Raw genomic sequence first — 13,253 nt, 5'->3', positions numbered from 1 at the left:
CGCACCGACCCGCCACCGTCGGAGCCCGGCGCGAAGGGCAGCAGCCGCGCGGCGACGGCAACCGCGGCCCCGCCGCTGGAACCGCCGGCACCTCGACCGCGGTCCCACGGGTTGCGCGCGGGCGGCCCGGCCAGCGTCTCGGTGTAGGACGGCAGCCCGAACTCGGGCGTGCTCGTCGTGCCGAGGCTCACTCCCCCGGCCGCGTCGAGGGCGAGCACGAGATCGTCGGACTTGGTCGGCACGTTGTCCCGCATCAGCCGCGACCCGAACCGGGCCGGCACGCCGGCACGGCTCTGCAGGTCCTTGTCGGCGAAGGGCAGACCCCAGAGCGGTACGGTGCGGGGCACCTGCTGCTCGACGAAGCGGGCCCGCTCGCTCGCGGCATCCGCCGTCACTGTCACGAATGCGCCGAGACCCGGGTCCTGCGCCTCGATCCGGGCCAGGTAGTGCGCGGTCAGCTCGGTGGGGCTGAGCTCACCGCGCTGCAGCGCCTGCCATTGTTCGAGAGCGGTCAGTTCATGCGGAACGGCCATCCCCCGAGCCTAGTCAGCGGGCCGGCCCGGCTGCCGGGCCTCCGGGTCTCCGGGCCTCCGGGCCTCCGGGCCTCCGGGCAGCATGCTCAGGGGTGGGACAGCCCGGTCAGCAGCGCCTGGAACGCCCGGGGTGCGGCACGCAGTACGGATGCCGCCGCCCACGACCCGGCCCACGGCAGCACCTGCGCCACGTTGATGATCTCGTACTGCACCAACGACCCCGTCTCGTCCTCGGGCAGCACCTGGTACTCGCCGCGATACCACCAGCCGCGCCGCAGCACGAGCATCCGCCGGTCCCGGTCGGTGCGCACATTCCCGCGCCCGGCCGCCCCCGATGCCATCGCGGTCACGAGCCGGTTGAACACGGCGTCCGGGCCGGCCTCGAGGTGGCCCGCGAAGGAGCGCAGCACGGTGTGGCGCTCGGGCAGGGTGGGCAGGGCATCCGTCATGCCTCGATTTTAGGCGTCCGGCGACCGCTAGCCTGAATCCATGAGTCCCACCGTCTTTAATCCGATCGGAACCACCGCCCTCGTCACGGGTGCCTCGAGCGGCCTCGGCGTCGGCTACGCGCACGAGCTGGCCCGGCGCGGGGCCGACCTCGTGCTCACCGCCCGCCGTCAGGAACAGCTGGAGGGCCTCGCCGTGGAGCTGGCCGAGAAGTACGGCACGGTGTCCACCGTCATCCCGCTCGATCTGGCCGGGCCGGATGCCGTCGCCGAGCTGGTCGTCGACCTCGAGACCCGCCGGATCACCGTCGGCACCCTCGTCAACAACGCCGGCTTCGGCACCTACGGCGCCGTGATCGACTCCGACCCGGCACGCGAAACCGAGCAGGTGGCCCTGAACGTGCAGTCGCTGACCGCGCTCACCCGCGCACTGCTGCCCGGCCTCATCCGCACCGCGCGCGCCCAGCCGGGCAGCGCCGCCCTGGTCAACCTGGCCAGCACGGCGGCATTCCAACCGGTGCCGCAGATGGCCGTCTACGCCGCCACGAAGGCCTATGTGCTCAGCTACACCGAGGCGCTCTGGTACGAGACGCGGGCCAGCGGGCTCAAGGTCACCGCCATCTGCCCCGGCCCGGTGAGCACGGAGTTCTTCGCCGTCGCCGGACGCACGACAACGGCGTTCCGCAGCATGCTCACGGTCGATGACGTCATGCGCACCAGCTTCGCCGCGCTCGACCGGGCATCCACACCGCCGCACACGGTCAGCGGCCGGCGCAACGCGCTGCTCGCAGGCATCGGCGGCCGGCTGCCGCACCGCCTCGTGGTCACCGCCGCCGGCCGGCTGACCCGCCCCACGGGCTGACCTGCCCCGCCGACTTTTCTAAACGACGAGGGGGGGTGCGGATGCCCGTACGCCCCTCACCGCTGTCGGTTCACCGGCTGGCGCACCGGGCATCCACCTATTTGAGGCTCTTCTGCAGCAGCACGGTGCCGAGCCAGCGGTCGAACTTGAAGCCGACCTTGCCCATCCGGCCGATCTCCTCGAAGCCGAAGTCACGGTGCAGCCTGATCGACGCGTCGGCGCCCTGGTCGGCGACGACGGCGATGATCTCCTTGAGCCCGGCCGCCTTGGAGCGCTCGATGAGTTCGCCGAGCAGCATCCGGCCCAGTCCCTTGCCGGTCGACGCCGCGCCGAGGTAGATCGAGTTCTCGACCGTGAACCGGTAGGCGCGTTTCTGCTTCCAGGGGCTGACCAGGGCGTAGCCGAGCAGCTGGCCGGCCGGGGAGACGGCCACGATGAACGGCATCCCGAGCTTGCCGAGATAGTAGTACTTGCTGCGCCACTCGGCCAGGGTCATCGGGTCGACGTCGAAGGTGACCGTGCTGTTGGCAACGTAATAGTTGTAGATCTCCCGGATATATGGCAGATCGGTGATTTGGGCCTCACGCATGGTGAATCCGAACGGCGCCTCTTCCGCGGGCGTCGGTCGGAGGTGCCGGGGCAATTGCCGGCGCGGCTGGTATTCCTCTTCAAGCACAGCTAACTCCTCCAGAGGGTTCCAGATTACCTGAGGGTCCAGTCCACCGGGGCCGCCCCGGCACGCACGAGGTACGCGTTGGCCCGGCTGAACGGCTTCGAGCCGAAGAACCCGCGCCGGGCCGACAGTGGGCTCGGGTGTGCGGACTCGATCACCGGGGTGTCCCCGAGCAGCGGCCGCAGCGTGCCGGCATCCTTCCCCCACAGGATCGCGACGAGCGGCCGATCGCGGGCAACGAGGGCACGGATGGCCTGCTCGGTCACGCGTTCCCAGCCTCGGCGCCGGTGCGAACCGGCGAGTCCGGCCTGCACGGTGAGCACGCGGTTGAGCAGCAGCACCCCCTGCCCCGACCACGGGGAGAGGTCGCCGGTGGCGGCGGTCACCCCCACGTCGTCGTGCAGCTCCCGGCCGATGTTCGCCAGGCTCCGCGGCAGCGGGCGCACGTGCGCCTCGGCCGCGAAGGCGAGCCCGATCGGATGCCCGGGGCTCGGATACGGGTCCTGGCCGACGACCAGCACCCGCACGTCGTCGAACGGCTCGGCGAAGGCGCGGAAGACGTTCTCCGGGGCCGGCAGCCAGGTCCGCCCGGCCCGGGTCTCGGCCTGGAGGAACGACGCCATCCGGTCGATCTCCTGGCCCACGGGCGCCAGCGCCTGCGCCCAGCCGGGATCGATGGTCCGGCCGGCGGCCAGCGCCTCGAGGGTGAAGGGCATGCCCGGCTCAGGCCCCGAAGGTGCTGACGAGCACGCCGCCGTCGGCCTGGCTGACCCGCCAGACGCTGCCGGCTCCGACGACGCTGAGCGCGCCCTCGCCGACGACCAGGGCGGTGTTCTCGTCCACGGCCAGTCCGCCCTCGATCAGGCCGGCCTCGGTGGCCGCGATCAGCCGGGAGAGCGTGCCCCACTGGGCGGCGTGCACCTCCACGGTGACGTCGAGCAGCCCGATGCCGGGTTCGATGGTGATCTCGTCGAGCCCCTCGGCGGCGTGTTCGCCGCTGACCTCGACGCCGCCCATGCGCCAGCCACCGATCAGGGCGCGCTCGGCCGCGATCATCGCACCGGCCGAGAAACCGAGATAAGGGATGCCCGCGGCCACCTGGCGGCGGACCTCTCCGGCGATCGGGGCCACGGCGGCCAGGTAGGCCGGGGTGACTCCGCCGCCGACCAGGATGCCGTGGGCCTCGGAGACCGCGGTCAGGGCGAAGACGTCACCCGGGGTCACCACGGTGACCTTCGGCTCGAACTCGCCGGCCGCCGAGACGGCGGCGACCAGGTTCGCGGCGTGCTCGGCGCCGTCTTCGTCACGCACGGCGAGGATCGCGATGCGGGGCTCCGCGCGGCCTGCCGCGACTCCGCGCGCCGTGGCCTCGGCCAGGAAGGGGCCGAAGACGGCCGCGTCGGTCTCGGCGTTCCAGCCGCCGCCAACCAGGTGCACGCTCACAGCGCGGCGCCTGCGACGCGCTCCACCACGAGCGGCAGGCTCGCGGCGAGCAGGCTCGCAGCGGGCAGGTTGTCTTCACACAGGGTGTCGGCAGGCAGGGTCGCACCCGTGAGGCTCTCCGACACGGGAGGCAGCGACGACCAGGGGAACACAATCCAGCGGTCCGTTTCACACCAGGTGAAGTCGGGCACCAGCACCGTGCGGGGCTTCGTGTAGAGGGTGGCGGTGCGCACCTCGCAGGCGGTCTCCCGCAGCAGCGCGACGACCATCGCGAGCGTGTGCCCGGAGTCGGAGACGTCGTCGACGAGCAGCACGCGCAGGCCGGTCAGCGACGGCGCGTCGAGCATCGGTCCCGACAGGACCGGCTCGGGGAGGCGCTGGTCGACGCCGGTGTAGAACTGCACGTTGATGCTGCCGCAGTTCTTGGTGCCCAGCGCGTACGACATGGCACCGGCGAGCAGCAGCCCGCCGCGGGCGATGGCGATCACGACATCCGGCCGGAAACCGCTCGACAGCACCGCCTTGGAGAGCTGCCGGGACGCGTCCGCGAACACGTCCCAGCCCAGCACTTCCCGCTCAATTCCGGTCACATCACTTGCAGCGTCGTCCGCGTCGAATCCCATTTCCCAATGCTAGGTCACCACTGATAGGTCACGGCGCGGTCACCGCCCGTTCACCGCCCGCGCCGTCGCCGGTCAGGCCAGGTGCCGCTCCTCGTGGCCGTTGTAGATCGACAGCGGCCGGATCAGGGCGTTCGACGCCGTCTGCTCGATGATGTGCGCGGTCCACCCGGTGAGGCGGGCCGCGACGAAGATCGGCGTGAAGGTGAGGGTGTCGAATCCCATCAGGTTGTACGCCGGCCCCGACGGATAGTCCAGGTTCGGCAGGATGCCGGTGCGCTGGGTCATCCCGGCCTCGAGGGATTCGTAGAGCTCCAGCAGGTCGGGCCGGTCGTAGTGCTCGACCAGAGTGACCAGCGCGGTGCGCATGGTCGGCACCCGCGAGTCCCCGTGCTTGTACACCCGGTGGCCGAAGCCCATCACCTTGCGCTTGGCGGCGAGGGTTTCGTTCAGCCACGCCTCCGCGCGCTCCCCGGCCCCCAGGCCGAGCCCGACCTCGTCGAAGATGTGCATCACGGCCTCGTTCGCCCCGCCGTGCAGTGGGCCCTTGAGCGCCCCGATCGCGCCGGTGACCGCAGAGTGCAGGTCGGACAGGGTGGAGGTGATCACCCGCGCGGTGAACGTTGACGCGTTGAAGGAGTGCTCCGCGTACATGATCATCGACACGTCGAACGCGTTCACGACCACGAGTTCGGGCACCTCGCCGAACGTCATGAACAGGAAGTTCGCCGAATAGCCCAGGTCGCTGCGCGGTTCGATCAGCTCGAGGCCGCGACGACGGCGCTGATCGTAGGCCACGATGGCCGGCATCTGGGCCCAGAGCCGCAGACCCTTGGCGCGGTTGACCGCCGGCGACGCATCCGCCGCGTCGGGATCGTTCGCCCCGATCAGGCTGACCGCCGTGCGCACGACGTCCATCGGGTGCGCCGTCATCGGCAGCTCGTCGATGACGCGCTTCACCGCGGGCGCCAGGTGCCGGAGCGAACGCTCCAGCTCCTCGAATTCGCCCAACTCGACGTCGGTCGGCAGTTCGCCGTGCCAGAGCAGGTAGGCCACCTCCTCGAAGCTCTTCTGCGCCGCCAGCTCCTGCACCGGGTAGCCGCGGTACAGCAGCGAGTTCGTGTCCGGGTTGACCTTGGACACCTGCGTGTGGTCGACCACGACGCCGGCGAGGCCCTTGTAGACGGTCGGTTCGTTCTGACTCATGTCGCTCCCTTGCGTTGAGACTGGATCTGCGTGCGGGGCCGGAATGTTACGAGGCAACATCCGGGTTGAGGGTGAAGTTGAAGACGCCGGAATCGAAATGGCTGTACGACTCGTAGTCGAGCAGCTCGTAGAGCCTCGCCCGGTGCTGCATCTCCGGCAGCAGGCTCGTCAGCGACCCCTCCGCCTCGATGGTGTCGAGGCCGCGTTCGGCCGCGCCCATCGCGAGCCGCAGCAGGGACACCGGGAAGATGACGATGTTCATGCCGACATCCGCCAACTGCCGGGTCGTGTAGAGCTCACCCTTGCCGAATTCGGTCATGTTCGCCAGCACCGGCACGTCCACGGCGGCTCGGATGGCCGCGAACTCGGCCAGGGACGCCATCGCCTCCGGGAAGATCGCGTCGGCCCCGGCGTCGACGAGTTTCTTTGCCCGGTCGACCGCGGCGGCCAGACCGTCGACGGCACGGATGTCCGTGCGCGCCATGATCAGGAAGTTCGGGTCGCGCCGGGCGTCCACCGCCGCGCGGATGCGCTTGGCCGCCGTTCCGTCGTCGACAACCTGCTTGCCATCCAGATGACCGCAGCGTTTCGGATTGACCTGATCCTCGATGTGCATGCCGGCCAGGCCGGCATCCTCGAGCGTCTGGATCGTGCGCGCCACGTTCATCGGCTCGCCGAAACCGGTGTCGGCGTCCACGATCGTGGGCAGGTCGCTCATCCGGGCGATCTGCTGGCTCCGGCCGGCCACCTCGGTGAGGGTGGTCAGGCCGATGTCGGGCAGCCCCAGGTCGGCCGAGAGCACCGCTCCGGAGATGTACACCCCTTCGAAGCCCTTGGCCGCGATCAGCCGGGCCGACAGCGGGTTGAACGCCCCCGGGAAGCGCAGCAGCCGGCCGCTCGCCAGGTCCGCGCGGAACGCGGCCCGCTTGTCCGCCGGGGTCAGAGTCGAGTACAGCATCAGAAGATTCCGTTCGGGGTGGGGAGCGAGGCGATCAGCCCGTTGCGGGCCACGATGGTGAGCTGGCCGAGTTCGCCGGCGCCGAGCCGTGGCAGGCGTTCGGCCGCGCTGAGGAACCGCACGATCTCACCCTCCTCGACGACGTCCTGCGCGAGGGTGCGGAACTTGTGCACGTACTCGGCCCGCCCGAACGGCTTCGCGCCGAGCGGGTGGGCGTCGGCGACGGCGATCTCGTCCACGATCCGGCTGCCGTCGGTGAGCGCGATCTCGACGCGGCCGCCGAAGGCCTTCTCGGCCGGGTCGAGCGAGTGGTACCGGCGGGTCCACTCCGGGTCCTCGGTGGTGGTCACCTTGTTCCAGAGGGCGATCGTGTCGGCTCGGCCGGCGCGTTCGGGCCGGTAGGAGTCCACATGGTGCCAGCTGCCGTCCTGCAGGGCGACCGTGAAGATATAGGGAATGGAGTGGTCGAGGGTCTCGCGGCTGGCCGTGGGGTCGTACTTCTGCGGGTCGTTCGCGCCCGAACCGATCACATAGTGGGTGTGGTGGCTGGTGTGGATGATGACGGATGCGACGTTGGCCGGGTCGATCAGCGCCGGGTGCTCCCGGTGCAGCTTCCGGGCCAGGTCGATCCACGCCTGCGCCTGGTACTCCGCAGAGTGCTCCTTGGTGTAGCTGTCAAGGATGGCGCGTTTGGCCTCACCGATCGAGGGCAGCGAGACCTCGTAGGCGGCATCCGGGCCGTCGAGCAGCCAGGCGATCACGCCGTCTTCACCCTCGTAGATCGGGGTGGGGCTGGTTTCGCCGCGCATCGCGCGGTCGACCGCCTCCACAGCCATCTTGCCAGCGAAGGCCGGCGCGTGGGCCTTCCAGCTGGAGATCTCGCCCTTGCGCGACTGCCGGGTGGCCGTCGTGGTGTGCAGGGCCTGCCCCACCGCCTGGAAGATGGTCTCGGGGTCGAGACCGAGCAGGGTGCCGATTCCGGCGGCGGCCGACGGGCCGAGGTGAGCCACGTGGTCGATCTTGTGCGCGTGCAGGCTGATGCCCTTGACCAGGTCGATCTGGATCTCATAGCCCGTGGCGATCCCGCGCACGAGATCGCCACCGGTCAGGCCGCGGGCGATGGCGAGGTGCTGGGCCACCGCGACGACCGGCGGGATGTTGTCGCCGGGGTGTGAGTACTCGGCGGCGAGGAACGTGTCGTGGTAGTCGAGCTCACGCACGGCCACCCCGTTGGCCCAGGCCGCCCACTCCGGCGACACCCGGCGGGAGCGCTGCTCACCGAACACGGTCGCACCGACTCCGTTGAACGAGCGCGGATGCGCCAGGGCCTGCGAACGGGCCGACACCACCGGGCGCCGGGTCAGCGACGCCGCGGCGACCGCGGCGTTGTCGATCACGCGGTTGACGATCATCTCGGTCACCTCGTCGCTCACCGCGACCGGGTCGGCGGCGACCTCAGCGATCTTCCAGGCCAGCTGATCGGTGCGGGCGAGGTTCTCGTCGCTGCGGTGAACACGAACATGGTGAAGCTGCACGGTGGATCCCTTCGAGTAGTTCGACTGATGCGATTAGTGCGATTGGCCGGCCGGGACGGCCGAGGACCCTTGGAGCGTCGCGAGAACGCTGGTGAGGCTCTGGTGGAGGTGCACGTGCGTGGCGTGCGCGGCCAGCGACGAGTCGCCGGCCAGCACCGCGTCCACGATGAGCAGGTGCTCAGCCGCGGCGCTGCGAAGCCGGTCCGGGTTGTCCCTGGCCAGGCGACGGATGCGGGCGAGGTGTGTCCGCACCCCGGCGAGCGCCCCCACGAGGAAGGGGTTCGCCACGGCCTCGTCGAGGGCCAGGTCGAACTCGTCGATCAGCTCGTAGTAGCGGCGCAGTCCCGGTTCGCCCTGCAGGATCAGCTCCGAGGCCACAAGGAATTGCGTGCGCAGGGCCTCGAAGACCGCCGGGTCGCGGCGCTCGGCGGCGATCCGGGCGGCGTGTTCCTCCAGGGCCCGCCGCACCTCGTAGAGTTCCCCGATGCTGTCCACGTTCATCTCGGTGACCATGAAACCGCGGCCGGGGCGGCCGGCCACGAGGCCGTCGGCGATCAGCCGGGCGATCGCCGCGCGAAGTGGTGTGCGCGACACCCCGATCCGGGCGGCTTGCTCCACCTCGAGCAGCCCGGTGCCGGGCGCCAGAAGGCCATCGAGAATCTCGCCGCGCAGCTGCCGGTAGGCGCGTTCACTCGCTCGAACCGGGGCTGTGTTCCCCGCCGTTGGGGTTTCTGTATACACAAACCACATGTTATTCCCATATTGCGGGTTATGTGCCAGACTTCACGAATTCTATGTATACATAGGAACTTCAACGGGGAGGTTCGAATGTCAGCGGAAGCGTCGGCGGGGTATCACGACCTGTGGCAGCGAAGCATTGACGACGGCACGCGCTCGGCGTTCTGGCTGCAGGCAGCCCAGGCGATCGACTGGGTCCGGCCGCCGGCGGTGGCACTGGAGGGACGTTCCCCCGGCGCCTGGCGCTGGTTCCCCGACGGCGAACTCAACACCAGCTACAACGCGCTCGACCGCCACGTGCTCGCCGGCCGCGGCGACCAGACGGCCGTCATCTACGACTCGGCGATGTCCGGCACCCGGGCCCGCCTGAGCTATCGCGAACTCCTGGGGCGCGTCGAGCGCTTCGCCGGTGTGCTCCGTGCCAGCGGCGTCGGCCAGGGCGACCGAGTGATCGTCTACCTGCCGATGATCCCCGAAGCCATCGTCGCAATGCTGGCCTGTGCCCGCATCGGCGCCATCCACTCCGTCGTCTTCGGCGGCTTCGCCGCCAGCGAGCTCGCCGTGCGGATCGACGACGCCCGGCCGACCGTGATCGTGACCGCCTCCGGCGGCCTCGAGCCGGGCCGGGCGGTCGAATACCTGCCCCTGGTGCAACGCGCCCTCGCCCGCAGCAAGGGCTCGGTGCGCACAGTCATCGTGCGCGACCGGGAGATGATCCCCGGCTGCGCCGCCGACTACGCCGGCACCGGCGACGTGACCTGGCTGGACTGGGCCCACGAGGAGAACGAGGCCTCCCCGGCTGCGGCGGTCAGCCTGCGCTCCGAGGACCCGCTCTACATCCTGTACACCTCCGGAACGACCGGAAACCCGAAGGGGATCGTCCGCGACAACGGCGGCCATGCCGTAGCCCTGGCCTGGTCCATGGCCAACATCTACGACGTCAAGCCGGGCGACGTCTTCTGGGCGGCCTCGGACGTGGGCTGGGTCGTCGGCCACTCCTACATCGTCTACGCCCCGCTGCTCGTCGGCGCCACCACGGTCATCTACGAGGGCAAACCGGTCGGCACCCCGGATGCCGGGGCATTCTGGCGTGTGGTGGAGGACTACCAGGTGTCGGTCCTGTTCACGGCGCCCACGGCCATCCGCGCCATCCGCCGCGTCGACCCGGACCTGGTCGAATTGGCGAAACACGACATCCGCAGCCTGCACGGGCTGTTCCTGGCCGGCGAACGCCTCGACCCGGAGACCTACCACTGGGCGAACGACGGGCTGCACTGCCCAGTGGTCGACCACTGGTGGCAGACTGAGACCGGCTGGGCGATCGCGGCGAACCCGCGGGGCATCGCCGACATCCCGACGAAACCGGGCTCGGCCACATTCCCGGTTCCCGGCTACGACATAGCCATCCTCGATTCCAGGGGCAAGCCGGTCACGAAGGCCGGCAAGGACGGCAACATCGCCATTCGCCTGCCCCTGCCGCCCGGCACCCTGCTCGGAGTCTGGGGCAGCGAGGAACGGTTTGAGAGCGCGTACCTGTCCGCCTTCCCCGGGTTCTACGCCACCGGCGACTCCGGCCACTTCGACGAGGACGGCTACCTCTATGTGATGGGCCGCACCGACGACGTGATCAACGTCGCCGGGCACCGGCTGTCCACCGGCTCGCTTGAGGAGGTGCTGACCCTGCACCCCGCGGTCGCCGAGTGCGCCGTGCTCGGCGTGCACGACCCGCTCAAAGGACAGCGTGCGGCCGGCTTCGTCACGCTCAAGGCCGGGGCCACGATCGACCACGACACCCTTGCGGCACAGCTCATCGCGCTGGTCCGGGAGCATGTCGGGCCGGTGGCCGCGTTCCGCGACGTGACCATCCTGGACCGGCTGCCGAAGACCCGGTCGGGAAAGATCCTCCGCAAGACCATCCGGCAGATCGTCGACGGCGAGCCCTACACGGTGCCGCCCACGATCGAGGATCCCACGGTTCTCGACGCCCTGAAGCAGGCCGTGCATGGGGTCGGCCCGCACGCCTGACGCACCACTCGACCCCCCACAGATCACCCCATCACCATCCACACAGTCACATCCCTTCACCGGAGCAAAGGAGCCCGCATGACGGAATCACTGAAAGACAAACTTCCGGACGGAGTAGTACCGTCCACCATCGACTACATCGCGTATGAGAAGACCCCGAAGTTCATCCAGCTGAAGAAGCGGCGGCGCGGATTCGTGCTGCCGCTGGCAGCGTTCTTCTTCATCTGGTACTTCGCCTTCGTGCTCGTCGCAGCGTATCTGCCCGACGTGATGGCGATCCCGGTGTTCGGCAGGTTCAACCTCGGACTGGTGCTCGGACTCGGCCAGTTCGTCACCACCTTCGCCATCACCATGTGGTACGTGTCGTACTCGAACCGCCGCCTCGACCCCCTCGGGGCAGAGCTGCGTGCCGAGCTTGAGGAGATGGACAAGAAATGATCGCAACCAGCATTCTGCAGTCGCTGCCGGGCCGGCTGGCCCAGGCGGTCGAACCCTCGGAGAACAACCCCGTTCTGAACATCTCGATCTTCCTCGCCTTCGTGGCGGTGACCCTGATCGTCGTCATCCGGGCGGGGCGCAACAACAAGACCGCGGCCGACTACTACACCGGCGGCCGGTCCTTCACCGGCCCGCAGAACGGGTTCGCCATCGCCGGCGACTACCTCTCCGCGGCGTCGTTCCTCGGCATCGTCGGGGCGATCGCGGTCAGCGGCTATGACGGCTTCCTGTACTCGATCGGCTTTCTCGTGGCCTGGCTCGTCGCCCTGCTGCTGGTGGCCGAGCTGATGCGCAACACGGGCAAGTACACCATGGCGGATGTCCTCTCCTTCCGCCTGCGCCAGGGTCCCGTGCGCGTGGCGGCGGCGACGACGACCCTTGCCGTCTGCTTCTTCTACCTCCTGGCCCAGATGGCCGGAGCCGGTGGTCTCGTGTCACTGCTCCTCGGCATCAACGACAAGGTCGGGCAGTCGGTCGTGGTCACCGTCGTCGGCGGCCTGATGATCATGTACGTGCTCATCGGCGGCATGAAGGGCACCACCTGGGTTCAGATCATCAAGGCCTTCCTGCTCATCATCGGCGCGTTCGCGATGACCGTGTGGGTGCTGGCCATCAACGGCTTCAACTTCTCGGCGCTCCTCGACTCGGCCATCGCGGCCTCCACGAGCGTGCCGGCCGACGCCATCCTGGTGCCCGGCCTGAAGTACGGCGAGAACCCGCTCGACTTCGTCTCGCTCGCCATCGCCCTGGTCCTAGGCACCGCGGGTCTGCCGCACGTGCTGATGCGCTTCTACACGGTTCCCAGCGCCAAGGAAGCCCGTCGCTCCGTCGTCTGGGCGATCTGGCTGATCGGCGCGTTCTACCTGTTCACCCTGGTGCTCGGGTTCGGTGCCGCCGCGCTCGTCGGGGCCGACACCATCCTCGCCGCTCCCGGTGGCGTGAACTCGGCCGCACCCCTGCTGTCCCTCGCCCTCGGCGGACCGCTGCTGCTCGGCTTCATTTCGGCCATCGCGTTCGCCACGATCCTGGCCGTGGTGGCCGGGATCACGATCACCGCCGCAACCTCCTTCGCCCACGACATCTACATGAGCGTGATCAAGAAGGGCAAAGGTGACCCCGACGCCGAGGTCAAGGTGGCACGTCGCACCGTCGTCGTCATCGGCATCCTCTCGATCGCCGGCGGCATCGGCGTGCAGGGGCAGAACATCGCCTTCCTGGTGGCCCTGGCCTTCGCGGTCGCGGCGAGCGCGAACCTGCCGACCATCCTGTACTCGCTCTTCTGGCGCGGCTTCACCACCCGCGGCGCCGTGTGGAGCATGTACGGCGGCCTCGCGGTCACCGTCGGACTGATCATCTTCTCGCCGGTCTTCTCCGGCACGGAGACGTCGATGTTCGGTGCCGACGTCGATTTCGCCTGGTTCCCGCTCAGCAACCCCGGCATCATCTCCATCCCGGTCGGGTTCTTCCTGGGCTGGCTCGGCTCGGTCACCAGCACCCGCAAGGAAGACCCGCTGCTGGCCGCGGAGATGTCCGTTCGGTCGATGACCGGCTTCGGCGCCGAGAAGGCCTCCGAGCACTGATCGACCCGCACGACCCGCATGACCCCTGCTCCCCTCGGCTGTACCTCAGCCGGGGGGAGTAGTGTCATCGGCGGGCTAGAGGGCCAGACCATCCGCCTGTGCCGAGCCTCTGACACATCACTGGAGAAGATCCATA

Annotated in this window: 14 protein-coding genes; 4 read left to right on the top strand and 10 right to left on the bottom strand. The window is 69.4% G+C overall.

Going from position 1 to position 13,253, the window contains the following annotated elements; translation table 11 throughout:
* On the bottom strand, positions 1-533 hold a 533-nt coding region (locus tag E3O67_RS10695), incomplete at its 3' end, for an amidase family protein (protein ID WP_241982121.1).
* Between the two features lie 86 nt (positions 534-619).
* Positions 620-982: a hypothetical protein gene (locus E3O67_RS10690; protein WP_134429075.1), complete on the bottom strand. Its 363-nt coding sequence runs from the start codon at positions 980-982 to the stop codon at positions 620-622.
* 40 nt (positions 983-1,022) lie between these two features.
* Between E3O67_RS10690 and E3O67_RS10685 the strand changes: the two genes are divergently transcribed.
* Positions 1,023-1,841 (top strand): SDR family oxidoreductase, encoded by an 819-nt coding sequence (locus E3O67_RS10685; RefSeq protein WP_134429073.1) that lies wholly within the window; start codon positions 1,023-1,025, stop codon positions 1,839-1,841.
* A 97-nt stretch (positions 1,842-1,938) separates the two neighbouring features.
* On the opposite strand, the gene E3O67_RS10680 is transcribed toward E3O67_RS10685, so the two are convergent.
* The 8 genes from E3O67_RS10680 to E3O67_RS10645 form a co-directional block, all read right to left on the bottom strand.
* Complete coding sequence (locus tag E3O67_RS10680; RefSeq protein ID WP_174776822.1) at positions 1,939-2,517, bottom strand: GNAT family N-acetyltransferase; 579 nt, start codon at positions 2,515-2,517, stop codon at positions 1,939-1,941.
* Between the two features lie 26 nt (positions 2,518-2,543).
* A complete protein-coding gene (locus E3O67_RS10675) occupies positions 2,544-3,230 on the bottom strand; it encodes a uracil-DNA glycosylase (RefSeq protein WP_134429071.1) in 687 nt (228 codons plus the stop codon).
* Between the two features lie 7 nt (positions 3,231-3,237).
* The gene (locus tag E3O67_RS10670) at positions 3,238-3,957 is read right to left on the bottom strand and encodes a Type 1 glutamine amidotransferase-like domain-containing protein (protein ID WP_135102679.1); all 720 of its coding nucleotides are present in this window, start codon (positions 3,955-3,957) and stop codon (positions 3,238-3,240) included.
* Complete coding sequence (locus E3O67_RS10665) at positions 3,954-4,580, bottom strand: phosphoribosyltransferase (RefSeq protein ID WP_135102678.1); 627 nt, start codon at positions 4,578-4,580, stop codon at positions 3,954-3,956. The genes E3O67_RS10670 and E3O67_RS10665 overlap by 4 nt, the downstream gene beginning before the upstream one ends.
* A gap of 72 nt (positions 4,581-4,652) precedes the next feature.
* Positions 4,653-5,783, bottom strand: coding sequence for a bifunctional 2-methylcitrate synthase/citrate synthase (locus E3O67_RS10660; RefSeq protein ID WP_134429066.1), 1,131 nt, complete (start codon positions 5,781-5,783; stop codon positions 4,653-4,655).
* A 46-nt stretch (positions 5,784-5,829) separates the two neighbouring features.
* A complete protein-coding gene (gene prpB, locus E3O67_RS10655) occupies positions 5,830-6,741 on the bottom strand; it encodes a methylisocitrate lyase (RefSeq protein WP_134429064.1) in 912 nt (303 codons plus the stop codon).
* Positions 6,741-8,276 carry an MmgE/PrpD family protein gene (locus E3O67_RS10650; protein ID WP_135102677.1) on the bottom strand — a complete coding sequence of 512 codons (1,536 nt, stop codon included), beginning with the start codon at positions 8,274-8,276 and terminating at the stop codon, positions 6,741-6,743. The genes prpB and E3O67_RS10650 overlap by 1 nt, the downstream gene beginning before the upstream one ends.
* 33 nt (positions 8,277-8,309) lie before the next feature.
* Entirely contained in the window at positions 8,310-9,017 is a 708-nt protein-coding gene (locus E3O67_RS10645) for a GntR family transcriptional regulator (RefSeq protein WP_241979204.1), read from the bottom strand.
* Between the two features lie 87 nt (positions 9,018-9,104).
* On the opposite strand from E3O67_RS10645, the gene E3O67_RS10640 reads away from it, so the two are divergent.
* The 3 genes from E3O67_RS10640 to E3O67_RS10630 all read left to right on the top strand — a co-directional run bounded on the left by E3O67_RS10640 (position 9,105) and on the right by E3O67_RS10630 (position 13,117).
* Positions 9,105-11,039, top strand: coding sequence for an AMP-binding protein (locus tag E3O67_RS10640; RefSeq protein ID WP_135102676.1), 1,935 nt, complete (start codon positions 9,105-9,107; stop codon positions 11,037-11,039).
* A 78-nt stretch (positions 11,040-11,117) separates the two neighbouring features.
* Positions 11,118-11,477 (top strand): DUF485 domain-containing protein, encoded by a 360-nt coding sequence (locus E3O67_RS10635; RefSeq protein WP_134429056.1) that lies wholly within the window; start codon positions 11,118-11,120, stop codon positions 11,475-11,477.
* Positions 11,474-13,117 carry a cation acetate symporter gene (locus E3O67_RS10630; protein ID WP_135102675.1) on the top strand — a complete coding sequence of 548 codons (1,644 nt, stop codon included), beginning with the start codon at positions 11,474-11,476 and terminating at the stop codon, positions 13,115-13,117. The genes E3O67_RS10635 and E3O67_RS10630 overlap by 4 nt, the downstream gene beginning before the upstream one ends.
* The last annotated feature ends 136 nt before the right edge of the window (positions 13,118-13,253 follow it).

The organism is Cryobacterium sp. TMT3-29-2, from assembly GCF_004564305.1.
GTDB classification, from domain to species: Bacteria; Actinomycetota; Actinomycetes; order Actinomycetales; family Microbacteriaceae; genus Cryobacterium; species Cryobacterium sinapicolor.
This window is presented reverse-complemented; position numbering and strand designations above follow the sequence as displayed.